Annotated in this window: 18 protein-coding genes; 7 read left to right on the top strand and 11 right to left on the bottom strand. The window is 70.3% G+C overall.

Annotated features, from left to right (window positions below; all coding sequences use genetic code 11):
- Nucleotides 1-203 precede the first annotated feature (203 nt).
- Complete coding sequence (locus E2C05_RS03775) at nucleotides 204-1,178, top strand: tripartite tricarboxylate transporter substrate binding protein (protein WP_133218268.1); 975 nt, start codon at nucleotides 204-206, stop codon at nucleotides 1,176-1,178.
- A 1-nt stretch (nucleotide 1,179) separates the two neighbouring features.
- Here E2C05_RS03775 and E2C05_RS03770 read toward each other — a convergent pair whose 3' ends face one another.
- The 4 genes from E2C05_RS03770 to E2C05_RS03755 form a co-directional block, all read right to left on the bottom strand.
- Nucleotides 1,180-2,247 carry a hypothetical protein gene (locus tag E2C05_RS03770; RefSeq protein ID WP_133218267.1) on the bottom strand — a complete coding sequence of 356 codons (1,068 nt, stop codon included), beginning with the start codon at nucleotides 2,245-2,247 and terminating at the stop codon, nucleotides 1,180-1,182.
- Between the two features lie 67 nt (nucleotides 2,248-2,314).
- A complete protein-coding gene (gene pepN / locus E2C05_RS03765) occupies nucleotides 2,315-4,945 on the bottom strand; it encodes an aminopeptidase N (RefSeq protein ID WP_133218266.1) in 2,631 nt (876 codons plus the stop codon).
- Between the two features lie 4 nt (nucleotides 4,946-4,949).
- Nucleotides 4,950-7,124, bottom strand: coding sequence for a N,N-dimethylformamidase beta subunit family domain-containing protein (locus E2C05_RS03760; RefSeq protein WP_200305743.1), 2,175 nt, complete (start codon nucleotides 7,122-7,124; stop codon nucleotides 4,950-4,952).
- Nucleotides 7,125-7,187: 63 nt separating this feature from the next.
- Nucleotides 7,188-8,696: a M81 family metallopeptidase gene (locus E2C05_RS03755; RefSeq protein WP_133218265.1), complete on the bottom strand. Its 1,509-nt coding sequence runs from the start codon at nucleotides 8,694-8,696 to the stop codon at nucleotides 7,188-7,190.
- Between the two features lie 142 nt (nucleotides 8,697-8,838).
- Here E2C05_RS03755 and E2C05_RS03750 point away from each other — a divergent pair, with 142 nt between their 5' ends.
- Complete coding sequence (locus E2C05_RS03750) at nucleotides 8,839-10,470, top strand: gamma-glutamyltransferase family protein (RefSeq protein ID WP_200305741.1); 1,632 nt, start codon at nucleotides 8,839-8,841, stop codon at nucleotides 10,468-10,470.
- A 57-nt stretch (nucleotides 10,471-10,527) separates the two neighbouring features.
- On the opposite strand, the gene E2C05_RS03745 is transcribed toward E2C05_RS03750, so the two are convergent.
- The 6 genes from E2C05_RS03745 to E2C05_RS03720 all read right to left on the bottom strand — a co-directional run bounded on the left by E2C05_RS03745 (nucleotide 10,528) and on the right by E2C05_RS03720 (nucleotide 17,191).
- Nucleotides 10,528-11,628, bottom strand: coding sequence for an alpha-hydroxy acid oxidase (locus tag E2C05_RS03745; protein ID WP_133218264.1), 1,101 nt, complete (start codon nucleotides 11,626-11,628; stop codon nucleotides 10,528-10,530).
- Nucleotides 11,629-11,649: 21 nt separating this feature from the next.
- Nucleotides 11,650-12,522, bottom strand: a complete 873-nt coding sequence (locus E2C05_RS03740) for an isocitrate lyase/PEP mutase family protein (protein ID WP_133218263.1) — start codon at nucleotides 12,520-12,522, stop codon at nucleotides 11,650-11,652.
- Nucleotides 12,519-13,670 (bottom strand): Gfo/Idh/MocA family protein, encoded by a 1,152-nt coding sequence (locus E2C05_RS03735; RefSeq protein WP_133218262.1) that lies wholly within the window; start codon nucleotides 13,668-13,670, stop codon nucleotides 12,519-12,521. The genes E2C05_RS03740 and E2C05_RS03735 overlap by 4 nt, the downstream gene beginning before the upstream one ends.
- A 71-nt stretch (nucleotides 13,671-13,741) precedes the next feature.
- A complete protein-coding gene (locus tag E2C05_RS03730; protein WP_133218261.1) occupies nucleotides 13,742-14,971 on the bottom strand; it encodes an amidohydrolase family protein in 1,230 nt (409 codons plus the stop codon).
- Nucleotides 14,971-16,284 (bottom strand): histidinol dehydrogenase, encoded by a 1,314-nt coding sequence (gene hisD, locus E2C05_RS03725; protein ID WP_133218260.1) that lies wholly within the window; start codon nucleotides 16,282-16,284, stop codon nucleotides 14,971-14,973. Before hisD ends, E2C05_RS03730 begins: the two co-directional genes overlap by 1 nt.
- A gap of 139 nt (nucleotides 16,285-16,423) precedes the next feature.
- A complete protein-coding gene (locus E2C05_RS03720) occupies nucleotides 16,424-17,191 on the bottom strand; it encodes an SDR family NAD(P)-dependent oxidoreductase (RefSeq protein ID WP_133218259.1) in 768 nt (255 codons plus the stop codon).
- Nucleotides 17,192-17,319: 128 nt separating this feature from the next.
- On the opposite strand from E2C05_RS03720, the gene E2C05_RS03715 reads away from it, so the two are divergent.
- Complete coding sequence (locus tag E2C05_RS03715; RefSeq protein WP_200305282.1) at nucleotides 17,320-18,063, top strand: SDR family NAD(P)-dependent oxidoreductase; 744 nt, start codon at nucleotides 17,320-17,322, stop codon at nucleotides 18,061-18,063.
- A 60-nt stretch (nucleotides 18,064-18,123) separates the two neighbouring features.
- Here the strand turns inward: E2C05_RS03715 and E2C05_RS03710 are convergent, their stop codons facing one another.
- Nucleotides 18,124-18,891 (bottom strand): tyrosine-protein phosphatase, encoded by a 768-nt coding sequence (locus tag E2C05_RS03710; RefSeq protein ID WP_158291927.1) that lies wholly within the window; start codon nucleotides 18,889-18,891, stop codon nucleotides 18,124-18,126.
- Nucleotides 18,892-19,012: 121 nt separating this feature from the next.
- Here E2C05_RS03710 and E2C05_RS03705 point away from each other — a divergent pair, with 121 nt between their 5' ends.
- The 4 genes from E2C05_RS03705 to E2C05_RS03690 all read left to right on the top strand — a co-directional run bounded on the left by E2C05_RS03705 (nucleotide 19,013) and on the right by E2C05_RS03690 (nucleotide 25,529).
- Nucleotides 19,013-19,804 (top strand): SDR family NAD(P)-dependent oxidoreductase, encoded by a 792-nt coding sequence (locus E2C05_RS03705; protein WP_133218256.1) that lies wholly within the window; start codon nucleotides 19,013-19,015, stop codon nucleotides 19,802-19,804.
- A gap of 727 nt (nucleotides 19,805-20,531) precedes the next feature.
- Nucleotides 20,532-22,511: a PrkA family serine protein kinase gene (locus tag E2C05_RS03700; protein WP_456306471.1), complete on the top strand. Its 1,980-nt coding sequence runs from the start codon at nucleotides 20,532-20,534 to the stop codon at nucleotides 22,509-22,511.
- 128 nt (nucleotides 22,512-22,639) lie between these two features.
- A complete protein-coding gene (locus E2C05_RS03695; RefSeq protein ID WP_133218254.1) occupies nucleotides 22,640-23,947 on the top strand; it encodes a YeaH/YhbH family protein in 1,308 nt (435 codons plus the stop codon).
- A gap of 43 nt (nucleotides 23,948-23,990) precedes the next feature.
- Nucleotides 23,991-25,529: a SpoVR family protein gene (locus tag E2C05_RS03690; RefSeq protein WP_133218253.1), complete on the top strand. Its 1,539-nt coding sequence runs from the start codon at nucleotides 23,991-23,993 to the stop codon at nucleotides 25,527-25,529.
- The last annotated feature ends 10 nt before the right edge of the window (nucleotides 25,530-25,539 follow it).

The following is a 25,539-nucleotide window of genomic DNA, read 5'->3' as shown; positions in this document are numbered from 1 at the left end:
GGCGGCTCCTCCGCGGCCGAGTGAAGGCGCGGGGCGGATGGCTGTCCAGGGCCCGCCGCGCCGCGCTAGAGCAGATCCCGATCGGGTGGACTCGCCTGAGCGGGTGACGATGCTCGTGGATTCGATTGGCCAGGGCGGTTGCCATGAGCCATGGCGAACGGAAACCGCGCTAGCCTCGCCGCAACGCCAGGGAGGGACATGCCATGCCGGGCCGCCGAGCCGCGATCGCGGGCCTTGCCGCCGCGCCCTTCGCCCTGCGGGCCCGGCCCGCCCGGACGCAGCCGGCCGGGACGCAACCGGCCTGGGCGCCCACACGGCCCGTGCAGTGCATCATCGGCTTCGCGCCGGGCGGCGGCGCCGACCTGATCGCCCGCGCCGTCATCGAGGCGGCGCAGCCCCTGGTGCCGCAGCCGCTGGTGGTGGTGAACCGCCCTGGCGCCGGCGGCACCATCGCGGCGCAGCAGGTGGCGGCCATGGCCGGCGACGGGCATGTGCTGCTGATGGGCGGCGGCAGCGAGAGCACCAGCATCCCGGCCTTCCGCACCCTGCCCTACGATGCCCGCAACGGCTTCCGCGCGGTCATCCGGCTGATGCGCCAGCAGATGTTCATCCTCGCCAGGGCCGACGGCCCCCACCGCACGATGCGCGACGCCATCGCCGCCGCGCGGACGCAGGCGCAGGCGGTCAGCCACGGCTCCTCCGGCGTCGGCTCCATCTACCACGCCGTCTTCGTGGTGCTGGAGAAGCGCGCCGGCGTCGAATTGCTGCATGTGCCCTTCACCGGCGGCGCGCCGGGCCTGCAGGCGGTGGCCGCCGGCCAGGTGGATCTGATGGTGGCGAGCCCGGAGGAATTCCGTGGCCTGACGGATGGCGGGGTGCTGCGCGTCCTGGCCTGCTGTTCCGCCAGCCGCGCCGCGGGCTATCCGGCGGTGCCGACCCTGCGCGAGCTCGGCTTCGACATGGCGCTGGAGAACATGAAGGGCTGGCTGGCGCCGGCCGGCACGCCGGAGGCGGCGACCGCCTACTGGCATGACCGCTTCCGCGCCGCCATGGCCCGCCCCTCCTGGCAGGCCTTCGTCGAGCGGGCCGGCGAGCAGGACGGCTACCTCGACGGGCCGGGCTTCCAGGCGGCGATGGATGCGGTGCTGGACGCCGTGGCGGGCGCGGTGACGGCGTGACTCAGCCGGTCGGGATGGTCAGCACCGGCAGCGAGGCGCCGCGCGCCCCCTCGGCGATGGATTTCAGCAATTCGAGGATGCTGAAGGCGAGCTTCGACTGGTAGTCCGTGTCCTCCACCCAGTACCAGGCATCGCCGATCCGCACCGACACGTAGCTGCCCGCCGGCGCGGCGGGGCCGGAGCGGACGAGGATGCTCGGCCGCGGATTGCCCGGCTCCCGCAGGGTCGGCGGGGCGCGCATCGCGGCGATGTCGCTGTCCGGCAGCTCGATCTCCGCCGCGATGGCATAGAGCACGTTGAGCAGGGAGCGGGTCAGCACCGGGATCTCCCGCGCGCGCGGCTGGCTCTGCGCGACGCCGTAGATCACCTCCACCTCCTCGGCCGAGGGATCCACGCTGAGCATGCGATACACCTCGGCCACCAGGCCGCGCATGGCCGGCACATGGCGCGTATCGAAGGCGAGGTAGACCCGGGCGCTCTCCTTCTCCCGCCGGACGCGCACGCGCAGCGCGCCGCCTTCCTGCAGCCGCAGCAGCCGGGCGAGCAGCAGCGGGAATTCGGCCGAGCCGCTGCGGTTCGGCCCGCCCAGCGGATGGGTGTTCTGCAGCGGCCCGATCGCCTGGGCGATCAGGCGGAACAGCAGGTCCACCGGGATGCCGCCCTGGATCAGCGGCAGCACGTCCACCGGCGAGAAGGGCCGGAGATAGGCCTGCACGAAATGCTCGCCGGTCACCGGGCTGAGGGTGAAGGTCGGCCGGTCGATGTACTGCGCGGTGCCGAGGATGGCGCCGAAGGTGCTCTGCTTCGCCGAGGGGAAGCCGGTGAAATTCCCCTCGATCGTGCCCTGCAGCGTGTAGCCGGAGACGACCTGGCTGACGACGAGGAAGGCCGGCGGCTCCCCGTAGCGCATGCGCACCAGGTTGAAGAGCGTCTGGCGCTTGCCCGCTTCCGCCATCACCCGGGCGTAGTCGAGCTGGTCGCGGTCGAGCCGGGTGGGCCCGATGGAGGTGCAGGCCGGCAGCGCGGCGGCGCAGCCGGCCAGCAGGGTTCGTCGTCCGGGTCGGTCCACGCCGCGCCTCATGCGGCGCAGAGTAGCGGTCAGGCCCGCCCCGTCCCGACACCTTTGCGTTGGCCGGTCAGAGCAGCGCCTTCGACGCCTTCTCGAAGGTGCCCTTGGAGAGGTCCGGCGTGTCGAGCACCCGCTGCAACTCCCGCCGCATCAGCGCGCCGCGCGCCGCCGATTGCCGCCGCCACTGCCCGAGCGGCCCGACCAGCCGCGCGGCGATGGAGCCGTTGACGGGGTCGAGCGCGATGACCGCATCGGCGAGGAAGCGGTAGCCCTCCCCCGACAGGTCGTGGAACTGCGACGGATTGCCCGCGGCGAAGGACGCGATGAGGGAGCGCGCACGGTTGGGATTCTTCAGGTCGAAATCCGGATGCGCCTGGAGCGCCCGGACCTGCGCGATGGCATCCGGCCGCGCCGCCATGGCCTGGATGGCGAACCACTTGTCCAGCACCAGGTCGTCGCCACGCCAGCGGGCATGGAAGCTGGCCAGCGCCGCCTCCCGCGCCGGCCCGTCCCCATCCGCCAGCAGGGCGAGGGCGGCGAGGCTGTCTGTCATGTTGGTCGCCGCGTCGAACTGCGCCTTGGCCAGCGCCGTGTCGCCGGCGGCGGTCAGATAGGCCAGGCAGGCATTGCGCAGCGCCCGGCGGCCGATGCTGGCGCCATCGATGCGATAGGGGCCGTGATCCGCCAGCGCGTCATAGGTGGCGCGCAGGGCGGGGCCGCAGCGCCGGCCGATCTCGGCCCGCAAATGCCGCCGCACCAGGTGGATGGCGACCGGATCGGCGATCTCCATCTGGTCGGCCAGGAAGCCCTCCCCGGGCAGCACCAGCGCCTCGGCCGCGAAGGCCGGGTCGGCATCGGCGGCCGCGAGGGTGTTCGCCACCGCCTCGGCCAGCGCCGCGTCGAAGCCCAGGGCTTCGCCACGCTGCTGCGCCGCCACCATCTCCAGCATCACGCTGGCGGCATATTGCTGGCCGCTCTCCCAGCGGACGAAGGGATCGGTGTCGTGCACCGCCAGGAAGCGCAGCCGGTCGCGCGGCACGCCGCGCAGCCGCACCGGCGCGGAGAAGCCGCGCAGCAGGGACGGCACGGGCGGCGCCGGCACATCCTCGAAGACGAAGCTCTGTTCCGCGGCTTCGAGCAGCAGGGTGCGGGTGCCGGACTGTGCCGCATTCTCGCTGGCCAGGCGCGTCGGCTGTTCCCGGCCATCCGGCCCCAGCAGGCCCATGGCGACCGGGATGGGAACCGGGCGCTTGTCCGCCTGGCCCCGCGTCGGCGGCGTCTGCTGCCGCAGCGTCAGCGTGTAGCGGCGCGCCGCGGGGTCGTAGCGGTCCTCCGCGGCGATCTCCGGCGTCCCGGCCTGGTCGTACCACCCCATGAAGGAGGAAAGATCGATGCCGGATGCGTCCTGCATCGCGCGCACGAAATCCTCGATCGTCACCGCCTGGTTGTCGTTGCGGGCGATGTAGAGATCCATGCCGCGGCGGAAGGCGGCGGCGCCGATGCGGGTATGGATCAGGCGCACGACCTCGGCGCCCTTCTGGTAGACGGTGGGCGTGTAGAAATTGTCGATCTCGATATAGCTGTCCGGCCGCACCGGATGCGCCATCGGCCCGGCATCCTCGGGGAACTGCGCGGCGCGCAGGCCGCGCACGTCGCGGATGCGCTTCACCGCGCGGCTGCCCATGTCGGCGCTGAATTCCTGGTCGCGGAAGACCGTCAGCCCTTCCTTGAGGGAGAGCTGGAACCAGTCGCGGCAAGTGACGCGGTTGCCGGTCCAGTTGTGGAAATACTCATGCGCGACGACGGTCTCGATCCCCTGCCAGTCGCCGTCGGTCGCGCTTTCCGGGCTGGCCAGGACGTATTTCGTGTTGAAGACGTTGAGGCCCTTGTTCTCCATCGCCCCCATGTTGAAGTCGGAGACGGCGGCGATGTTGAAGACATCGAGATCGTATTCGAGGCCGAAGACCTCCTCGTCCCATGCCATGCTGCGCTTCAGGCTGTCCATCGCATGGCCGCAGCGGCTCTCGTCGCCGCGGCGGACCCAGATGTGCAGCGCGACCTCGCGGCCGGAGCGGGTGGTGAAGCGGTCGGAGACGCTGACGAGGTCGCCGGCGACCAGCGCGAAGAGGTAGCTCGGCTTCGGATGCGGATCCTCCCAGCGGACCCAGTGCGTCGCGCCCTCCCCGCCCTGCTCCACCAGGTTGCCGTTGGAGAGGAGGACCGGGCAGCGCAGGCGGTCCGCATGGATGGTCACCGTGTAGCGCGACATGACGTCGGGCCGGTCGGGGAAGAAGGTGATGCGGCGGAAGCCTTCCGCCTCGCACTGGGTGTAGAAATTGCCGCCCGAGGTATAGAGCCCCATCAGCGAGGTGTTGGCCTCCGGCGCGATGCGGACCAGCGTTTCCAGCAGGCCGGATGCCGGCGGATCGGCGATGGTGAGCGACCCGTCGGCGCCGAAGACGAGCCGCTCCGGCGGCAGCACCGTCCCGTCCATCCGGGCTTCCTGCAGCGCCAGGCCGTCGCCGTCGAGCCGCAGCGGCGCATCCGCCGCCGCCGCGGGATTGCGCCGCAGGGCCAGCCGCGCCCGCACCTCCGTCGCGGCGGGGTCGAGGCGGAATTCGAGGCCGACCCGATCCACCAGGAAGGCGGGCGGGGCATAGTCCTGGCGGTGGATGGTGACGGGCGTGTCGGTGCGCATGCGATCAGGCCTGGAACCGGGTGAGGACATTCTCGAGCATCTGCGAGATCGGGTTCGCATAGCCGTTGTGGGAGAGGCTGCCACAGAAGGTGATGGAGCCGGTGGAGAAGACGGCGCCGCCCCGCGTGGTCTCGAAATAGACGATCTCGGCGCGGATCAGCGCCTCCGGCGTCTCCCCGGTGACGGTGGTGAGGTGGGTGAGCAGTTCCTCGGGCACCGTCACGAAATGCTCTTGGTGGTCCTCCGACCGCGCCAGGATGACGGCGTTGGGCGGCGTGCCCAGCATCGGGTCGGCGCGGTCCAGCTCAAACCCCGCGGCGCCGCCGCCGCACAGGCCGAAGCCGCCGAAGGGCTCGCCCGGCCCGATGCCGGTGCCCGCCAGGATCCAGACGGCGCGGGGATCCGCCGCGCCCGGCATGGCGCGGTAATGGCTGCCCTCGAACTTGCCCTGGCCGCTGAAGCCGACGCCGCAGAGCAGCTGCGGCGGCCGGCCGTTGCGGCGCCACAACCCGCCCAGCGTGCCGTCGAACTGGTGGAAGTATTCGCCGGGTTCGGCGGCCCAGGCGCGGATGCCGCCCTCGGCGCGGCGGATCTCCAGCACATGCGGCCGGTCGCGCCGGCGCGCCACCTTCCAGTAGAATCCGTTGCCGCCGAGATAGGCCAGCCGCCCGCCGCCCGCGACGAATGCCTGCAGCGAGTCGAGCGTCGTCTGGGTATGGTATTCCGGGTGCGAGCCGGTCACCACGCAGCGGTAGCGCGAGAGAAGCTCCGGCCCTTCGTTGTCGAGATCCTCGTCGGTGATGACGTCGTAGGCGAACCCCTTCTCCTCCAGCCAGTCGGTCAGGTGGCTGTCGGCCACCAGGTGCCGCACGCCGGAGCCCTTCTCGTCCGGCAGCGCCAGGCTGCCCGGCCGCATGTTCAGGATCGGCCGCAGGCGGGAGGAGAGATGGATCCCGCTGCGGTCGCGATGGACATTGTAGGTGGACAGGCCGTAGTCGCCGGTGGTGTTGCCGCACCAGTCGAAGGCGCCCCAGGCGCGGCGCTTGGCGCGCTGCGCCTCCGGGAAGTCCACCCGGCGGTAGTTCGCATAGACCTGGCAGGTGAAGGTGTTGGCGAGATAGGCGATGGGCGCCCGCGCCACGCCCTTCGGCGGCAGCACGAAGAAGGGGATCATGTCCCAGTGCTGGCCGCAGGCCAGGCGCACGGCATAGACGCCGCTCGGCATGTCCTGCGGGATCGGCACGGTGAAATCCGTCGCCCAGCGGCAATCCTCCAGGTCGTCGTCATGGAAATGGATCGCCGCGTAGTGCCGCGGGGCGTGGCGCCAGGCATGCTCGGCGCCGGTCCAGCGGCTGCCCTTCACCGCCCGCGCCGGCAGGTTCACCAGGCTGCCATGCAGCGCCGCCGGGCCGCGGTCACGCAGGGCCTCGCCCTCCATCATCGCGGAAAAATCCCACCACGCGGCGACGCGGCCGGAGGCAAGCAGCGCCTCCGGTTCGTCCAGCGTCACGCCCGGCGTCCCACGCAGCAGCAGCGGGTCCTCGATGCGGCCGTTGAAATGCGCCATGGCCTGGGCATCGGCGGCGAAGGTCACGCCGAACTCGCCGGTCCAGTCCGCCGCGGCGAGCGGGGCTTCCGCCGCACCGCCGTCGGTGGCGCCCCAGACGGGTTGCAGCGGCCGTTGCGACAGCGTGAGCCGCCCGCCCCCCACCGTCACCGCCAGCTCGTACCAGTTCCGCGGCTGCGGCGGCGCCGCCACCAGGCAGCGCGCCTTGCGGCCCGGGGGTCCGGCTTCGACGACGAAGCCTTCCCGTGTGAGGGACAGCGCCAATTCCTGTGCCGCGCCGGTGAGCGACAGCACCACCTGCGGCGCATCCTTGGCGAGCGTGGGCATGACGCGCAGCAACAGGGTGAAGGCCTCGCCCAGCGCCAGCCGGCCCCTGGCGCTGCCATGCGACCCCAGCGGCACCGGCTTGGCGACCGAGGGGTAGTCGCCCGCCCAGTCCGCCGGTACCGGGATCAGCTTCATCCCGGGGCCAGCCGGGTTCGGATCGGCCTGCCGCACCCGCACCAGCTCCGCCCGGTAGGGGGTGCCGAGCTGGGAGGAGACCTTGACCTCCAGCCGCTCTCCCGGCCGGGCCGAGAAGCGGTCCAGATACCCGATCAGCGGCACCACCATGGCCCGAACCCCCGCGCTGTCCCGCCGCAGAGCGTGACGAGGCCGGGCCGCCGGCGCAAGCCGCTACCCGACCGGGCCGTTGGTGCCCGGGTCCAGTGGGAAGACCGGCCGCCGGACATTGCGGAAGGTGAGCTGCGAATAGTCGCTGGTGCAGACGCCGACGCCCGCGCATTCCACGATCTCCCGCGCCAGCGGGCCGAGCGCGGCGCGCCAGTGGACGCGGGACTTGATCGCCAGGAAGCGCTTGTCGCGCGGCTCGATCCCCAGCACACGGAACATGTCGGGCGAGACCGGCTCGATCTGCCGGGTCACCAGCACGATCTCCACCTTGCCGGTGTCCAGCACCACGGTCGGGCCCATGAAGACCTTGAGGCCGGGCGAGAGCCCTTCCTTCGTCACGAAATACCCCGCCGAGAGGGTGCGGACCGTCCCCGTCACCTCCAGCGGTCTGGATGACTGCGGCAGCGCCGGCATGGGCAGCTTGCCGCCGAGCGCGAGCGTGACCGTCGCGCCCACGCCGGCCGCCTGGCATTCGGCGACGGCGGCGGGGTCGCAGATACCGAAGAAGGCGACATCCTCCAGCCCCTGCCGCAGGATCTCTGCGAGTACCTCCGTCGTATCCATCGTCCCACCCGACGCGCAGTTGTCGTAGTGGTCCAGCAGCACCACGGGCTTGTCGGCCTTCGTCACACCGGCCGCCTTGGCGCGGGCGACGCTGTCGGCCAGCGGTTCGGGGCGGAAGACGAATTGCTCGCGGGCCTGCCAGGCGAAGTCCAGCAGCTCCTGCACCATCCGCTGCGCATCGGCCTGGTCGCGATCGGTGTAGACCACGGCGGACAGGCCGGCGCCTTCGATATCCGCATGCGGAAAGCCGACGAAGAGGCTGGCGGCAAGGGCGCGGCCGCTCTCCTCCCAGGCCCGGCACATCGCCTGCAGCTCCTTGTTCGGAAAGGCATGGGTGCCCTGCGCCATGACATGCGGCAGCATCGGTGCGCGGCCCCAGGCGACCACGGGCTTCACCTCGCCGCGGAGCGCGCGCAGCAGAACGCGCGCGGCGCGCTCGGCCGTCTCCGCCTGGTCCACATGCGGGTAGGTGTGGTAGCCGGCGGCGATGGTCGCCGTCTCCACCATCGGGCCATAGACATTGGCGTGCATGTCGTAGGCGATGGCGATCGGCGTCGTCGGGTCGATGGCGCGGATGCGGCGCAGCAGCTCGCCCTCGCCATCCTCGAAGCCCTCGGCGACCATGGCGCCGTGCAGGTCCAGCAGGATGCCGTCCCAGCCGCCCTGGGCGACCGCGCCGCAGATGGCGTCGCAGAACCCCTCATAGGCCTCCCGCTGCACCGGGCCTGAGGGCGGCGCATGGGCGACGATCGACACGACGATCTCGGCGCCCGCCTCCTCCGCGACCTTCAGGAAGCCGCCCATGCAGGTGCCGGTGCCGCGGAAGAAGGCGATGGCGCGCTCGCCCTCCAGCAGCTCCTTCCCGTCGCGGCAGAAGCGGGTGCGCGGCGTCGGCACCGGGGAGAAGGTGTTGGTCTCGTGCGACAGGGCGGCGAGCAGCAGGCGCATGGGGATCCCCTTTCCCGACCGGGCATTCGGCCGGAAAGCCTGCTCGGGATTTCACTGCGGCGCAAACCCCCGGGAGGTTCGCTTGGGTTGCGTCCGGCATGGTGCCGGCGCGATGCTCGCCGGCAGAGCCAGGGAGGTCCCGATGCCCCGCCCGTCCCGCCGCCTGCCCAGCCCCCGCGCCATGATCGTCGCCCCGCAGCCGGAAGCGGTGGAGGCCGGCGCCGCCATGCTGGCCGCCGGCGGCAATGCGCTGGATGCCGCGCTGGCCTGTGCCCTGACCCAGGGCGTGGTGGACCCGCTGATGTGCGGCATCGGCGGCATCGCCACGCTGCAGGTCCACGACCCGCGGACCGGCACGCACCGGGTCTGGAACGGGTTGGGCACCTGCCCCGGCGCCGCGACGTCGGAGATGTGGCACGCGATCTACGAGGGCGAATGCCCCGACGGCTTCGGCTACCGCGTGCGCGGCCAGGTGAACGAGCTTGGTGCGCAATCCATCACCACGCCGGGCGCGCTGCGCGTCTTCGCCGATGCGCATGCGCTGCTGGGCCGCAGGCCCTGGGCCAGCCTGTTCGACGGCGCCATCGGCTTCGCCGAGGAAGGCTGGCTCATCCGCCCGCATGTCTATGCCATGTTCACCCTGGACGAGAGCGCCTATGGCCGCCTGTCCTTCGCGGAGAAGCTCCGCTTCACCGAGGACGGCGCACAGCTTTACTGCCGGCCGGACGGGTCGCCGAAGCGGCTGGGCGATGCGGTCCGCAACCCGGACCTGGGCGCGACCCTGCGGCGCATCGCCGCCGAGGGCGCGGAGGAATTCTACCAGGGCGGCATCGCCCGCGCGATCGCGGCGGCGGCGGCGCGCGGCGGCGGGCTGCTCTCGGCCGCCGACCTGGCCGGCTTCCGCACCGCGCAATCCGACCCGCTGCGCGTGCCCTATCGCGGCGCCACCGTCTGCCTGCCGGAGCCGCCGGCGGGCGGCGTGGTGGTTGGCGAGATGCTGCGCATCCTGGAACGCTTCGACCTGGCCGCGCTGGGGCACAACTCGCCTGCCTATATCAGGCTGGTCGCCGAGGCGATGAAGATCGCTGGCCGCGACAAGGAAGCGCATGTCGGCGACCCCGCCTTCCAGGACGTGCCGCTGGCGCGGCTGCTGTCCGACGACTACGCGGAGGCCTGCGCCGCCCGCATCCGTTCGGGCGAGCGCGCCAGCCTGTCCCGCGGCAGCAGCGATGCGCGCAACACCACGCATGTCTCCTGCATGGATGCGGATGGCATGGTCGTTTCCATGACCCATACCCTGGCGACGCCGAGCGGCCTGATCCCGCCCGGCACCGGGTTCATGCTGAACGGCGCGATGAACTGGATGGACCCGCGGCCGGGCCGCCCCGGATCCATCGCGCCGGGCAAGCGGCGCTATTCCTCCATGTCGCCCGCCATCCTGCTGGACGGCGCGCGGCCCGTGGCGACGCTGGGCGCGCCGGGCGGCGCCTGGATTACCGTGGCGGTCGCGCAGGTGCTGCTGAACCTGCTCGACTGGGGGATGAGCATGCAGGAGGCGGTGATGGCGCCGCGCTTTTCCGCGACCAGCGACGTCATCGACCTGTCAAACCGCATCCCGCGCGCGGTGCAGAAGGCGCTGGAGGCGGATGGCTATGCGACGCGGCGCAGCTACCAGAGCTACGCCTTCGCCGGCGTCCACGGCATCACCCGGTGGGAGGAGACCTGCGAGGGTGGCGCCGACCCGCAGCGGGACGGCTACGCCGCAGGCGTCTGAATAATTTTGGAGAGCAGATTCACGCCTTCGGGCGCTGCCGCCCTCCGGCGATCTGCTCTACCGATACCCGGGATCGCTCAAATTGGTCAGCGGGAAGGCGCTGTGGACATGCGGCGTCACCAGCGGCTCGACCGGGTGCAGGTAGCTGGCATCCAGCTGCCCGAAGCCGGTGACGCCGAGCAGGCCGAGCACCTCATGGACCTCCTCGGCCAGGATCTCCAGCATGCGGGCCACGCCGGCCTCCCCCGCCGCGGCGAGGGCGTAGCAGTAGAGCCGGCCGATGCCGACCAGTTCGGCGCCCAGGATCATCGCCTTGACGATGTCGCTGCCGCGGCTGAAGCCGCCATCCACCCAGACGCGCGCCTTGCCGCCGACTGCCTTCACCACTTCCGGCAGCACGGCGGTGGCGCCGCGGCCATGGTCGAGCTGCCGCCCGCCATGGTTGGAGACATAGACGACCTCGACCCCGTGCTGCACGGCGATCTCAGCATCCTCCGCCGTGGCGATGCCCTTCAGGACCACCGGCATGGTCGGGAAGCGGTCCTTGAAGCGCTTGATGTCGTCCCAGTTCAGCGCGGCCTGGAAATGCTGGCCGGTGGCGCGCTGCCGCCAGGGCTTGACGAAGCGCTTGGCGATGTCCCGTTCGCGGCGGCTGTAGATGGCGGTGTCCACGGTGAAGCAGAAGGCGTCGTAGCCGGCATCGACCGCGCGCTTCGCCACCTCGTCGATCCAGGCGGAATCGCCGCGGACATAGAGCTGGAAGACCTTCGGCCCGCTGCCGGCTGCCGCCGCCATCGGCTCGAGCCCGGGCATGGAGACGGAGGAGACCATGACGGGGATGTTCGCCGCCGCCGCCGCCCGCCCGGCCGGCGCGCCGCCCTCCGGGTCGAAATTCTCGAGCCCGCCGACCGGCGCCAGCATCACCGGCAGGTTGACCTTCCGCCCGAGCATCGTGCCGGAGAGGTCGATCTTGGAGACGTCGCGCAGCACGCGCGGGCGGAAGGCCAGCGCGTCCAGCGCGGCGCGGTTCCGCATCATGGTCGTCTCGGTCTCGGTCGCGCCGACCAGGTAGTCCCAATTGCCCGGGCTGAGGCGGCCCTTCGCCTCCTTCACGAATTCATGCAGCGTCAGGAAGGCGCCCTCGGTCTGGCTCACCATCGTACTTCTTTCCCCGTTGACCTAGGCGCCGCCCAGGAATTCCTTCGTCCAGCGCTTGTAGTCCGCGTCGCGCGTCGCGCGCGCCATCAGGTCGCCCTGCGGCATGCCGGCCAGTTGCTTCGGCGGCGTGCCCTCCCGCAGGGCCTTCATGGTCTCGTGGACCGCGCGCTGTGCCGCCTGGATCGGCTGGTGGCCCTGCAGGGCGATGCGCACGCCGCGGGCGGCCAGGTAGTCGCGGTTGGTCAGGTCCGGCCCCTCGGCGCCGCCGAGGATGATCGGCTTTGTCGCCACCGCGGCGATCGCATCCAGTTCGGCGGCCGTGGTGATGCCGGTGTAGAACAGCGCATCAGCCTCGGTCGCTGTATAGGCGCGGGTTCGCTCCGCCGCATCCGCCAGGCCTGTGACGGAGACGGCGCCGGTGCGCGCGATGATGCTGAACGCGGGATCGTCGCGCCCCGCCAGCGCCGCGCGCAGCTTGCCGAGGCCCTCCTCCAGGCTGACCAACGTCACCCTGCCGTCGCCATGCGGCCGCGGCAGGACCGTGTCCTCCAGCGTCATGCCGGCGATGCCGGCCGTCTCCACCTCCTGCACCGTGCGCATGGCGTTCAGCGCATTGCCATAGCCGTGGTCGGCATCCACCAGAACCGGCAGGCGCTTCACCGCGCGGCAGATGCGGCGGCATTGCTCGGCGAACTCGGTCAGCGTGATGGCGATGACATCGGGCGCGCCGAGGATGGTGAGCGAGGCGGTGGAGCCGGCGAACATGCCGAGCTCGAAGCCGAGATCCTCGGCGATCCGGGCCGACATCGGGTCGTAGACCGAGGCTGGGTGGACGCAGGCGGGGCCGGACAGGATGGCGCGGAAGGCGGCGCGGCGGTCGGTCACCGAACTCATGCGCGCAGCTCCGGCAGGTCCACCCAGCGGCGCTCTTCATGGCTGCGGTGGCAGGCCTCGATCAGCTGCAGGCCGCGCACGGCCTGCAGCAGGCTGGCGGTGTTCGGCGCATCCTCCGCGACATGGCGCAGGAAGGCTTCCCAGGCCTGGCGGTAGCTGTTCTTGAAGGGCTGCATCTCCGGCACCTCCGCCCACTGGCTGCGGAAATCCATCGCCTGCGGCGCCTGCACCGGGAAGACCGGCTTCGGCGTATTCGCCAGGGTCTGCACCCAGCACTGGTGCAGCGTGCAGGCGGCGCTGCCCTGCGTGCCCTCCGCGGTGATCACCAGCATGTCGTCGCGCCGGATGCGCGTGGCCCAGCTGGAGAAGACCTCTCCCACCAGGCCACCGGGAAACTCCAGGATGGCGCGGGCCTCGTCCTCCACATCCACGTCGTAGGGAAGGCGCCGCTCATCCCAGCGCTTCGGCTGCGCGGTGCGCATGTGGCAGGTCAGCGCCGTCGGGGCGCCGAAGAGATGGTCGATGACGTAGCGCCAGTGGGGGAACATATCCAGCACCAGGCCGCCGCCCGTGGCCTTCCGGTAGTTCCAGCTGGTGCGCTGCGCCAGGATCACCTCCCCGTCGAAGACCCACCAGCCGAATTCCAGCTTCATCGACAGCAGCCTGCCGAGCGTGCCGAGATCGAGGACGGTCTTCAGCTTCACCAGGCCGGGCAGGTGGATCTTGTCCTGCATGACGGCGTGCTTGCGGCCGGCGGCTTCGGCGGCGGCGCGCAATTCCTCCACCTCGACCAGCGTATCGGCCACCGGCTTCTCCAGGTAGATGTGCTTGCCGGCTCGCAGTGCGCGATGCGCGAGCTGCGCCCGGCCGCCGCCATAGGCGCATTCGAAGAACAGCTCGTCCTGCGGGTCGGCCAGCGCGGCGTCGAGATCCGTGGTCCAGCGAGCGAGGCCGAAGCGTTCGGCTAGCGCCTGCAGCTTCTCCGGCGTGCGGCCGACCAGGATCGGGTCGGGCAGCAGCCGGTCGCCATTGGCCAGCGGCAGCCCGCCCTCCTGCCGGATCGGCACCAGGCTGTTCAGCAGGTGCTGCGTGGTGCCGATGCGGCTGGTGGCGCCATGCATGATGATGCCGATGCGGCGAGTGGCCATGGACCCTTCCCCTCAAGCAAACGCCTCGGAGCTTGCTCTCTTCAAGCCGCTCGGCCCGCCGAGCCTCTCCGTTACGGCCTGTGTAGCACCACCGGCTGGCGCGTGAAGCTGCGGCGCCCACGCTTCCAGCCGGCCAGCACCGGCGCCACTTCCCGGATCGCCGCAACCGGATCCGGCGCATCCACCAGCACCAGGTCGGCCGGGTTGCCGACCGCGATGCCATAGTCGGTCCGCCGCATCAGCCTGGCCGACTGCGTGGTGAAGAAGGCCCAGGTCTCCCGCAGGTCGGCCGGCATGGCGTGCTGGGTGACGTTGGCGTAGAGGTTGGCCTGCCGGATCAGCTGCCCGTCCCCCAACGGGGTGAAGGCATTCAGGATGTTGTTCGAGGAGAGGGAGCAGGTGACGCCCAGCCGGTGCAGCCGGTTGGCGTCGGCCACGCTGCGCTCGATCCGGTGGTCCTTGTCCCGCCCCCCCAGATACAGGTCGGTGGAGGGCAGCACGGTCAGCGCCACGCCGGCATCCGCCATGCGCTTCGCCATCTCGTCCAGCTCGGGCAGCGGCATGACGGAAAGCTTCGTCAGATGGCCGCAGGCGACTCGGCCGCCCCAGCCATACTGCTCCGTTAGCTCGCAGACCAGGCGCGTGTCGAGATGCGCGGCGGAGGAGCCGCTGTCGACATGCATGTCGATATCGGCGTCGAACTCCCGCGCCAGCTCGAAGACTCTCCGAATTTGCCCGGCTGGATCGCTGTCGTAGGAGGGCGCGGCGCCGACCACTCGGGCGCCGTTCTTCAGCGCCGCCACCATCAGCGCATCGGTGCCGGGGTTGTTGAGCAGCCCTTCCTGCGGCATGACGCAGATCTCGATGTCGATCGCCCAGCGGTACTGATCGACCAGCGCCTTCACGCCCTCGAAGCCGCGCAGCCCGACCTTCGGGTCCACCTCGGCATGGGTGCGCATCAGCGTGGTGCCGTGGCTGATGCATTTCTCCAGGGTGCGCCGGGCGCGGCTGGTCACGTCCTCCACGGTGAATGTGGGCTTGATGGCGCTGGTGCGTTCCATGGCGCCATGCGGGAAGCGCTGGGTCTCGCAGGCGCAGCGGTCGATGGTGCAGGTCTTGTCGAGATGGATGTGGGTCTCGACGAAGCCGGGCGAGACGAGGCGGCCGCCGCAATCCACCACCTCATCGGCCTCGGCGGCCAGTCCCGGGCCGATGGCGGCGATGCGGCCTTCGGCGACGCCGATGTCCACGACGCTGCCATCCAGCAGCCGCGCATCGCGCAGCAGCAGGTCGAAGCCCATCAGAGCTTCTCCGCCGCCGTGGCATAGGGAATGTTGCGCCCGCCATAGCGTCGCACCCGGACATTCGCCTGCTCGGCATGGCCGGCGAAGCCTTCCAGCATGCACAACCGGGAGCAGACTTCGCCGATGCGGGCGCTCGCCTCGTCGGTCAGCACGCGCTGGTAGGTCACGGTCTTCAGGAACTTGCCCACCCAGAGGCCGCCCGTGTAGCGCGCCGCCTTCTGCGTCGGCAGCGTGTGGTTGGTGCCGATGACCTTGTCGCCGTAGGAGACATTGGTGCGCGGCCCCAGGAACAGCGCGCCGTAATTCGTCATGTGCTTCAGGAAGAAATCGTCGTCACGGGTCATCACCTGCACATGCTCGGAGGCGATGCGGTCGGCCTCCCGCACCATCTCCTCCAGGTTGTCGCAGAGGATCACCTCGCCATGGTCGCGCCAGGACTGCCGGGCGATGCCGGCGGTCGGTAGGATGCCGAGCAGGCGTTCGACCTCGGCCATGGTCTCGCGCGCCAGCTTCTCGGAATCCGTCAGCAGGATGGCGGGGCTGGTCGGGCCGTGCTCCGCCTGGCCCAGCAGGTCCGTCGCGCACATCTCCGCATCCACCGTCTCGTCGGCGATGACCAGCGTTTCGGTCGGCCCGGCGAAGAGGTCGATGCCGACGCGGCCATAGAGCTGCCGCTTGGCCTCGGCGACGAAGGCATTGCCGGGGCCGACCAGCATGTCCACCGCGGCGATGCTCTCCGTGCCCAGCGCCATGGCGCCCACCGCCTGCACGCCGCCCAGGCAGTAGATCACGTCGGCGCCGGCCAGATGCTGCGCCGCGACGATGGCCGGCGCCGGCCTGCCTTCGAAGGGCGGCGCGCAGGTGACGATGCGCGGCACGCCCGCGACCTTCGCCGTCACCACCGACATATGCGCCGAGGCCAGCAGCGGATACTTGCCCCCCGGCACGTAGCAGCCCACCGAGTTCACCGGGATGTTCTTGTGCCCGAGCACGACGCCGGGCAGCGTCTCGACCTCGATGTCGCGCAGCGCATCCTTCTGGTGCTGCGCGAAATTCCGCACCTGCTCCTGCGCGAAGCGGATGTCGTCCAGGTCCTGGCCACGGAGCTGGCTCAGGCATTCGCGGATCTCGGCATCGGTCAGCCGGTAATCGGTGCGGTCCCAGCGGTCGAATTTCACCGACAACTCGCGCACCGCGGCGTCGCCGCGCGCGGCGATATCGGCCAGCAGGCCTTCGACCGTCGCCCGGACCTTGGCGTCCGCCTCGGCCTTGTCCTCGGCGGAGATGCCCGTCTTCAACCAGCGTGCCATCGCGCGTTCCCCTCGTTCCGCCGGGCCGATGCATGGCTCCGGGCGGACTGCGCCCTCCGCCGATCGGGCCGGGATTCCTGTGTCGGCCGGGCCGATTTGCGGCTCCGGGCGCCAGGCGCCCTCCGCCGATCGGGCCGGCTCACTCGGCGGTCCACCCGCCATCCACCACCAGCGCGGACCCGGTCATCAGCGCCGAGGCGTCGGAGGCGAGGAACACCACCGCTCCCATCAGGTCCGTCACCTGCCCCAGCCGTCCGAGCTTGATCTTGGACAGGACCCAGTCCTTGAAGGCTGCATTCTCGAAAAAGGGCTTCGTGAGCGGCGTCTCGATGAAGGTCGGGCCGATCGTGTTCGCCCGGATCCCGAACGGGGCCAGGTCGACCGCCATCGCCTTGGTCCAGCCCTCCATCGCCCATTTCGACGCGCAATAGACGCCGCGGTTCGGCCCGCCGACATGCCCCATCTGGGAAGAGATGTTGATGATGGACCCGCGCACCCCGTCCGCCATCATCCGCTGCGCCACCGCCTGCGCCACGAAGAAGCAGCCCCGCAGGTTCAGCGCCATCACGGCGTCGAAGTCCGCCACCGTCACCTGGTCGAAGCGGGCGGGGCGGTTGGTCCCGGCATTGTTGACGAAGGCATGGAAGGCCGGGCGGGCGGCGATGGCCGCCTGCAGCGCCGGCACATCCGCCACGTCCAGCACCAGCGCCTCGGCCTGCCCGCCGGCCGCGCGGATCGCCGCCGCGGCGGCCTCGATCTCGTCCCTGCTCCGGGCGGCCAGTGTCACCGCGGCGCCGGCGCCGGCCAGCGCCGCCGCGGCGGCCAGCCCGATGCCCCGACCCGCCCCGGTCACCAGGGCGCGGCGGCCATCAAGGCGGAAGCTCGGGGTCTCGGGCAGCGCGATCATGGCCGGCAGGCTACACGGACCGGCCGCGCGGTCCAGGGCCGGTGCCCCGCCCTGCGCCGGGCACGGGCTGCTTACGCAAGGCCCCGGCCCGCCCCATACTGCGCCGCAGCAACCGGATGGGGGCGGGGATGGCGAACAAGGTGGTGCTGGTCACCGGGGCGCAGCAGGGCATCGGCGCCGCCTGCGCCCGGGCCTTCGCGGCGGCGGGCCATGATGTCGCGGTGAACTGGCTGGACAACCAGGCGGATGCCGAAGCGGTGGCGGCCGCCGTGCGCGCCGTGGGCCGTCGCGCCGCCCTCATCCAGGGCGATGTCGGCAGCGTCCAGGGCTGCCAGGCCATCGTGCAGGGTGCCCGCGACGCGCTCGGCCGCATCGACGTGCTGGTGAACAATGCCGGCATCTTCCCGCGCGTGCCCTTCCTGGACATGACCGAGGAGGAGTGGGACCGCGTGCTGGGCGTGAACCTGAAGGGCAGCGCCTTCGCCGCCCAGGCTGCGGCGCGCGCCATGGTGGCGGACGGGCATGGCGGGGCCATCGTGAACCTCTCCTCCTCCGCCATCCGCGGCACGCCGGTCGGCGTGCACTACAGCGCCACCAAGAACGGCGTGGTCGGCATCACGCGGTCCATGGCGCTGGCCCTGGCGCCGCACGGCATCCGGGTGAATGCCATCGCGCCCGGCACCACCGATACGGCCCAGCCGCGCTACGGCAACACCGAGGACGAGCTGCAGGCCATGGCGCGCACCCTGCCGCTGGGACGGATGGGCAAGCCGGAGGAGATCGCCGACCTCGCGGTCTGGCTCGCCTCCGACCAGGCCGCCTGGGTGACCGGGCAGGTCTGGCACATCAATGGCGGCGGCTACATGGCCTGACCGCCGGCCGGCGCCGCGGCAGGCCACCCTATTCCAGGGCCGGGCTATTCCAGGGCCACGCTATTCCAGGAAGGTGTCGCGCAGCGCCGCCAGCCGCGCGGCATCCAGGCCGAGGCCGCATTCCAGCAGCAGCGGCACGCCGCCATGCGCGGCGACGGCCGTGTCCAGCGCTTCCTCCAGCAGGGCGGGATGGGTGGCCAGCAGCGCATCCCCCAGCGGCTTCGGCGTGCCGGGCGGCAGCGGGTGGTCGCGCCGCCACAGCCGGTCGGTCGCCAGGTAGTCGTCCATCACCACCTGGCGCGTCGCGCCGAGCGCCGTCAGCAGCAGCGCGGCGCCGAGGCCGGTGCGGTCCTTGCCGGCCGAGCAGTGGAACATCAGCGCCGTCCGGCCGGGTTCCAGCAGCAGCGTGAACATGCGGCGGTACACCGGCAGGAAGCGGCTGGCGTAGTCCAGATAGGCCTGCCGCAGCAGCGCCACCACATCCTCGCCGGTCGATTCCTCCCGCTGCGCCAGGTCGCGCAGGGATGCGCCGACCGCCGGCTCGATCGGCAACGCCACCCGCTCGGCCGAAGGCGGCAGGCGGGACGGGCGCGCCGCCGCCTCCCGCTCCCCCCGCAGGTCGCAGACCGTGCGGATGCCGAGCGCCGCGACCTGCGCCTGGTCGGCCACGGTCAGGCCATCCAGCGTGGCCGAGCGATAGACCAGCCCGCGCCGCACCCGCCGCCCATCCGCCACCGGCCAGCCGCCGAGGTCGCGCAGATTCGACGCGCCCTCGAGCGGCACGGCCCAGGGAAGGGGATCAGGACGGTCGTGGTCGGCTGAAGACACGGCATCTCTCCGCAGGCATGCGCTGCTTGTAGCGCAGGCGGCAGCGCGGCGCGCGGGGCGGGTTGACGCCATGCGAGCGCCGGGCGGACCATCCGCGGCAATCCCACAGGAGGAAACATCCATGCCCGGCGCGTCCCTGTTCGACCTTTCCGGCAAGGTCGCCATCGTCACCGGCGGCAGCCGCGGCATCGGCCGCGCCATCTGCGAACGTCTCGCGGAGCATGGCGCGAAGGTGGTCGTCTCCTCCCGCAAGCTCGATGCCTGCCAGGCGGTGGTGGACGGCATCGCGGCCAAGGGCGGGCAAGCGCTGGCCATGGCCTGCAATATCGGCCGCAAGCCCGAGCTGCAGGCCCTGGCGGACGAAACCACGGCGCGCTGGGGCGGCGTGGACATCCTGGTCTGCAACGCCGCCATCAACCCGCATTTCGGACCGGCCATGGGCATCCCGGACGAGGTGTTCGACAAGATGATGGCCACCAACGTGAAGTCGAACATGTGGCTGAGCCATATGTGCATCCCCAGCATGGAGGCGCGGGGCGGCGGCGCCATCGTCATCGTCTCCTCGATCGGCGGCTATCGCGGCAGCACCAACCTGGGCGCCTATGCCATCACCAAGGCGGCCGACCTGCAGCTGGCGCGCAACCTGGCCTGCGAATGGGGGCCGAAGAACATCAGGGTGAACTGCATCGCCCCCGGCCTGATCCGCACCGATTTCGCCCGGGCACTGTGGGAGGATCCGGCGAACTACAAGAAGCGGACCCGGGACACGCCGCTGAAGCGGATCGGCGAGCCGGACGAGATCGCCGGCGCCGCGGTGTTCCTCGCCAGCCCCGCGGGCAGCTTCATGACCGGGCAGAGCATCGTGATCGATGGCGGGGTCCTCGCCGGGAGCCCCCCCGCCGCCGAGGATTGACGGCGGCCGCCCGCCGGCCGGGCAGGCCGGCCCCTGCCCTTCCGGGCGGTGGCAGCCCTTGCCATGGCGAAGCGCCTGGCGCGCCCCCTTCGGGACGCGCCGGCCATCCACCCGATTCCCGGCCGCTCGCTTGCCGGGCCTTCGCCGCCCCCCGGCCGGCGCGGGTCGCCCGATGGCGCGCCCCGGTCCGTCCCGGCAACCGGGTGCGAGCATCCACCCTGGCGCCCCGCCCGGTCCTGCCTATCTCATGGGCATGGGCGCCGCCGGCGTGGACCTCGTCGGGCGTCAATCTTCCGGCGAGGTCCTTCCCGGCAGGGTTTGCAAGGCCGGTGCGCAGGCCGGGCCACCGGCAGGCCGGGCGCCGAACCGGCTTTTGTAGCGCAGGACGCGCGCCTGGACAGCCTGCCTCGCGCCGGGGCCGCAACCACAGTGTTAGGAACTGTCACTGCTGCCGGAGACGCCACAGCGACAGGCAACCCTTGCCTGAAACATGGCCAAGTCGTGGTTGGCCGTTCCCATGAAGTGGCAGACAAGCGGCCCGTCTGCCGGACTGCCAGGGCCGTGATGGCCATGCGGTCGTGATTTGGCGACCGACGGATTCGCAGCACCCGTACGGCACCGCCGGGGTCCGCTCCCCCGGCCGTGATTTGCAATGTACAGGGGGGCGGTGCGCCGCAGCAATAAAAGTTTACCGCCATCGGCCTCGGCGAAGCCCATTCTAGAGGCGTTGCGCAATGGGCAGCGCTACCAGGGGCCGCCGATGGACACCATGCAGGACATCTTCGCCGATTACGCCCGGGCCTATGAGGCCCGGCGGGAATCGGACATGTCGATCGCCGAATTCCTCGAGGCCTGCAAATCCGATCCGGGCTGCTACGCCTCCGCCCCCGAACGCATCCTGAAGGCGATCGGGGAGCCGGAGGTGGTGGACACCGCGAAGGATGCGCGCCTCGGCCGAATCTTCCTGAACCGGACGATCCGCATCTACCCGGCTTTCTCCGAGTTCTTCGGCATGGAGGACACGATCGAGCGGATCGTGGGCTTCTTCCGTCATGCCGCGCAGGGGCTGGAGGAGCGGAAGCAGATCCTCTACCTCCTCGGCCCCGTCGGCGGCGGCAAGTCCTCGCTGGCCGAGCGCCTGAAGGCGCTGATGGAGCAGGAGCCGGTCTATGTGCTCAAGGCCGGCGACCAGATGTCGCCGGTCTTCGAAAGCCCGCTCGGCCTCTTCGACCCCGAGCGCATGGGGCAGATGCTCGAGCAGAAGTACAACGTTCCCCGCCGCCGCCTGAACGGGCTGATGAGCCCCTGGGCGCTGAAGCGCCTCGACGAGTTCGGCGGCGACATCACCAAGTTCCGGGTGGTGAAGGTGCGGCCCAGCCGGTTGCGGCAGATCTCCGTCGCCAAGACCGAGCCGGGCGACGAGAACAACCAGGACATCTCGTCCCTGGTCGGCAAGGTCGATATCCGAAAGCTCGAGATGTACGGCCAGAACGACCCGGATGCCTACAGCTTCTCCGGCGGGCTGAACCGCGCCAACCAGGGCGTCCTCGAATTCGTCGAGATGTTCAAGGCGCCGATCAAGATGCTGCACCCCCTGCTGACCGCGACGCAGGAGGGCAATTACATCGGCACCGAGAATATCGGGGCGATCCCCTTCCAGGGGATCATCATGGCCCACAGCAACGAGGCGGAATGGCAGAGCTTCCGCAACAACAAGAACAACGAAGCCTTCATCGACCGCATCTACGTCATCAAGGTGCCCTACTGCCTGCGGGTGACCGAGGAGCAGCGGATCTACGAGAAGCTGGTGCGGACCTCGGAACTGGCAGCGTCCCCCTGCGCGCCGGCGACGCTCGAGATGCTGGCCCGGTTCAGCGTGCTCAGCCGCCTGCGCAAGCACGAGAACTCCAACATCTACGCCAAGATGCGGGTCTATGACGGCGAGAGCCTGAAGGAGACCGACCCGCGGGCGAAGAACATGCAGGAATACCGGGATGCCGCCGGCCCGGATGAGGGGATGGACGGCGCCTCGACCCGCTTCGCCTTCAAGGTGCTGGCCGCCACCTTCAACTACGACACGACCGAGATCGCCGCCGACCCCGTCCACCTGATGTATGTCCTGGAACAGGCGATCCGGCGGGAGCAGATGCCGGACGAGGTCGAGAAGCGGTATCTCGAGTTCATCAAGGGTGAACTGGCGCCGCGCTATGCCGAGTTCATCGGGAACGAGATCCAGAAAGCCTATCTCGAATCCTACAACGACTACGGGCAGAACCTGTTCGACCGCTACGTCGCCTATGCCGACGCCTGGGTCGAGGACATGGACTTCAAGGACCCCGATACCGGCCAGATGATGAACCGGGAGCTGCTGAACCAGGAGCTGACCAAGATCGAGAAGCCGGCCGGCATCGCCAACCCGAAGGACTTCCGGAACGAGGTTGTGAAGTTCGCCCTGCGGGCCCGGGCGAATCGGGGCGGCAGGAACCCGTCCTGGACCTCCTACGAGAAGATCCGGGAGGTGATCGAGCGGCGGATGTTCAGCCAGGTCGAGGACCTGCTGCCGGTGATCTCCTTCGGGTCGAAGAAGGACAGCGACACGGAAAAGAAGCACAGCGAATTCGTGGCCCGCATGGCCGCGCGCGGCTATACTGAGCGCCAGGTTCGCCGGCTGGTGGAGTGGTACATGCGTGTGAAACAGGCCGGCTAGGGCGGATCGCGCAGGGCTCGACAGGGCCGGGAGCGTGAATCCGCTCTGCAAACAACAAGATGGGGCGGCTGGCCAGGCCCAAGGATGCCGGCCGCTCCAGCAGCAGACCCCGGAAGGCACGCCGCCGCATGCAGATTCTGGACCGCCGTCTCAATCCCAGCGGCCGCAGCCTCCCGAACCGGCAACGCTTCCTGCGCCGGGCCAAGAGTTTGGTGCAGGAAGCCGTGCGCGACGCCTCGGCCAAGCGGGATATCCGCTCGGCCGATGAGGGGGGGGAGGTCAGCATCCCCCTGCATGGCATTCGGGAGCCCTCCTTCCACCTCGGCCAGGGCGGCATCCGGGACCATGTCCTGCCCGGGAACAAGGAATACAAGGAAGGCGACGAGATCCCGCGGCCGCCCGGCGGCGGCGGCGGTGGCGGCGGTTCGGAAGGCTCGCCCGACGGCAGCGGGGAGGATGCCTTCCGCTTCGTCCTGAGCCGGGAGGAATTCCTCTCCCTCTTCCTCGACGACCTCGAACTGCCGGACATGGCCAAGCGCCGGCTGGTGGACGGGGCCGACCCGGCCTGGCAGCGGGCGGGCTATTCCGTCTCCGGCACGCCGGCCAATCTCTCCCTCGCGCGCACCATGCGCAACAGCCTCTCCCGCCGGATCGCGCTGCGGCGCCCGAAGCCGGAGGAGGTGGAGGCGCTGGAAGCCGAGATCGCCGCGCTGGAAGGCCAGCCGGACCATGCCGAGCGGGTGCTGGCGCTGCGGGCTGAACTCGAGAAGCAGCTGCTCCGCACCCGCCGCATCCCCTATATCGACCCAATCGATGTTCGCTACCGGCGCTTCGAGCCGGTGCCGCGGCCGGTCGCCCAGGCCGTGATGTTCTGCCTGATGGATGTCTCCGGCTCGATGACCGAGGACATGAAGGACCTCGCCAAGCGCTTCTACACGCTGCTGTATATATTCCTGCAGCGGCGGTACAAGCATGTGGAGCTCGTCTTCATCCGCCACACGCATGAAGCGAGCGAGGTGGACGAGGAGACCTTCTTCCACAGCCGGGAAACCGGCGGCACCCTGGTCTCGACCGCCCTCGAAGAGATGCGCAAGGTGGTCGCCGACCGCTACCCGCCGAACGAGTGGAACATCTACGCCGCCCAGGCCTCGGACGGCGACAACGCGGCCGGGGACAGCCAGAAGACCGCCCGACTGCTGGTGGATACCATCCTGCCGGCCTGCCAGTACTATGCCTATATCGAGGTGGGGCGGGAGGGCGAACATGGCATCCCCGGCTTCCCGCGCGGCCCGACCGATCTCTGGCGGACCTACGAGGCGCTGGTGAATGCCGGGGCGCCGCTGGCCATGAAGAAGGTGCGCCACCGGCGGGAGATCTTCCAGGTGTTCCGCGAGCTCTTCGCCAAGCGCGGCGTCGTGGAGGGGGCGACGGCGTGACCGCGCCGGCCTTCCCCCGTCCCTCCAGCATCGAGAGCCCGGCATGAACATCGTCGTCAAGCCCGAGAGCCGCCTGCTCTACGAGGGCGCCGAGTGGGACTTCAACACCCTGATGCGGGTGCACGATGCCTGCGCCGAGATCGCCGGGGAGGAGCTCGGCCTCGACTGGTATCCAAACCGGATCGAGGTGATCAGCGCCGAGCAGATGCTGGACGCCTATGCCAGCACCGGCCTGCCGCTCTTCTACCGGCACTGGTCCTTCGGCAAGCATTTCGCGCAGCACGAGGCGCTGTACCGCAAGGGCCTGCGCGGCCTGGCCTATGAGATCGTCATCAACTCCGACCCCTGCGTCTCCTACGTCATGGAGGAGAACACGGCGACGATGCAGGCGCTGGTGATCGCCCACGCCGCCTTCGGCCACAACCACTTCTTCAAGAACAACGAGCTGTTCCGGCAATGGACGGATGCCAAGGGCATCTTGGACTACTTGGAATTCGCCAAGGGCTACGTCCAGTCCTGCGAGGAGCAGCATGGCGAGCTGGCGGTCGAGAGGGTGCTCGACTCGGCGCATGCGCTGATGAATTACGGCGTGCACCGCCACCGCCGCCGCGCCCCCGACCTGCTGAGCGAGCAGAAGCGCGAGCGCGAGCGGCGCGAGCACGACGAGAAGATGTATAACGTCCTCTGGTCCACCCTGCCGGAGAAGGCGAGTCAGCCCGCCGCCCGCGGCGACGAGGAGCGGCGTCGTGCCCTGCTGCAGCTGCCGCAGGAGAACATCCTCTACTTCCTCGAGAAGTCGGCGCCGCGCCTGGCCCCCTGGCAGCGCGAGATCCTCCGCATCGTCCGCAACGTGGCGCAGTATTTCCACCCGCAGCGCCAGACCAAGATGATGAACGAGGGCTGCGCGACCTACACGCATCACCGCATCCTCACCCGCCTGCACGAGCAGGGGCGGATTAGCGACGGCAACATGCTGGAATGGCTGCACAGCCATTCCTCCGTCGTCATGCAGCCGGATTTCGACGACCAGCGCTATTCGGGCATGAACCCCTATGCGCTGGGCTTCGCCATGATGGAGGATATCGAGCGCATCTGCCGGGAGCCGACGACGGAGGACCGGCAGTGGTTCCCCGACTTCGCCGGCTGCGGCGACCCGATGCCCATCCTGCGCCATGGCTGGGCCGAGTTCCGCGACGAGAGCTTCATCCTGCAATTCCTCAGCCCGGCACTAATGCGCAAGCTGAAGCTGTTCCACATCGTCGACGATGCCGGCCAGCCGGTGCTGCGGGTGGACGCCATGCATGACGAGCGCGGCTATCGCCGCCTGCGCCGGTCGCTGGCGAAGCAGTACGATCCCGCCTGGCAGGATCCCGACATCCAGGTGGTGGATGTGGACCTCGGCGGCGACCGCAAGCTGATCCTCGAGCACCGGGTGGCCAGCGGCCGCCTGCTGGAGGAGCAGGAAGCGCGGCAGGTGCTGCGCCACCTCGCCAGCCTCTGGAGCTACGACGTGCTGTTGCGGGAGGTGGACCCGGTCTCCGGCGCCAGCCTGCGCGAGCATGCGGTGAGCCCGCCGCGCTGAACGGCGAGCC

This window comes from Paracraurococcus ruber (genome assembly GCF_004353985.1).
Taxonomy (GTDB): domain Bacteria; phylum Pseudomonadota; class Alphaproteobacteria; order Acetobacterales; family Acetobacteraceae; genus Paracraurococcus; species Paracraurococcus ruber.
Note: the sequence above shows the minus strand (reverse complement) of the source record. Positions and strands in the feature narration are given on the sequence as shown.

What these genes read in the sequence shown, in the direction of transcription:
- E2C05_RS03750 (WP_200305741.1), top strand. Translation starts at nt 8,839, where the DNA reads ATGCCCCGCCCGTCCCGCCGCCTGCCCAGCCCCCGCGCCATGATCGTC.
- hisD (WP_133218260.1), bottom strand. Translation starts at nt 16,284, where the DNA reads ATGGCACGCTGGTTGAAGACGGGCATCTCCGCCGAGGACAAGGCCGAG.
- E2C05_RS03755 (WP_133218265.1), bottom strand. Translation starts at nt 8,696, where the DNA reads ATGCGCCTGCTGCTCGCCGCCCTGTCGCACGAGACCAACACCTTCTCC.
- E2C05_RS03690 (WP_133218253.1), top strand. Translation starts at nt 23,991, where the DNA reads ATGAACATCGTCGTCAAGCCCGAGAGCCGCCTGCTCTACGAGGGCGCC.
- E2C05_RS03705 (WP_133218256.1), top strand. Translation starts at nt 19,013, where the DNA reads ATGCCCGGCGCGTCCCTGTTCGACCTTTCCGGCAAGGTCGCCATCGTC.
- E2C05_RS03745 (WP_133218264.1), bottom strand. Translation starts at nt 11,628, where the DNA reads ATGGTGAGCCAGACCGAGGGCGCCTTCCTGACGCTGCATGAATTCGTG.
- E2C05_RS03775 (WP_133218268.1), top strand. Translation starts at nt 204, where the DNA reads ATGCCGGGCCGCCGAGCCGCGATCGCGGGCCTTGCCGCCGCGCCCTTC.
- E2C05_RS03695 (WP_133218254.1), top strand. Translation starts at nt 22,640, where the DNA reads ATGCAGATTCTGGACCGCCGTCTCAATCCCAGCGGCCGCAGCCTCCCG.
- E2C05_RS03740 (WP_133218263.1), bottom strand. Translation starts at nt 12,522, where the DNA reads ATGAGTTCGGTGACCGACCGCCGCGCCGCCTTCCGCGCCATCCTGTCC.
- E2C05_RS03760 (WP_200305743.1), bottom strand. Translation starts at nt 7,124, where the DNA reads ATGGTGGTGCCGCTGATCGGGTATCTGGACCGCTTCTCGGCCCGGCCG.
- E2C05_RS03715 (WP_200305282.1), top strand. Translation starts at nt 17,320, where the DNA reads ATGGCGAACAAGGTGGTGCTGGTCACCGGGGCGCAGCAGGGCATCGGC.
- E2C05_RS03730 (WP_133218261.1), bottom strand. Translation starts at nt 14,971, where the DNA reads ATGGGCTTCGACCTGCTGCTGCGCGATGCGCGGCTGCTGGATGGCAGC.
- pepN (WP_133218266.1), bottom strand. Translation starts at nt 4,945, where the DNA reads ATGCGCACCGACACGCCCGTCACCATCCACCGCCAGGACTATGCCCCG.
- E2C05_RS03735 (WP_133218262.1), bottom strand. Translation starts at nt 13,670, where the DNA reads ATGGCCACTCGCCGCATCGGCATCATCATGCATGGCGCCACCAGCCGC.
- E2C05_RS03720 (WP_133218259.1), bottom strand. Translation starts at nt 17,191, where the DNA reads ATGATCGCGCTGCCCGAGACCCCGAGCTTCCGCCTTGATGGCCGCCGC.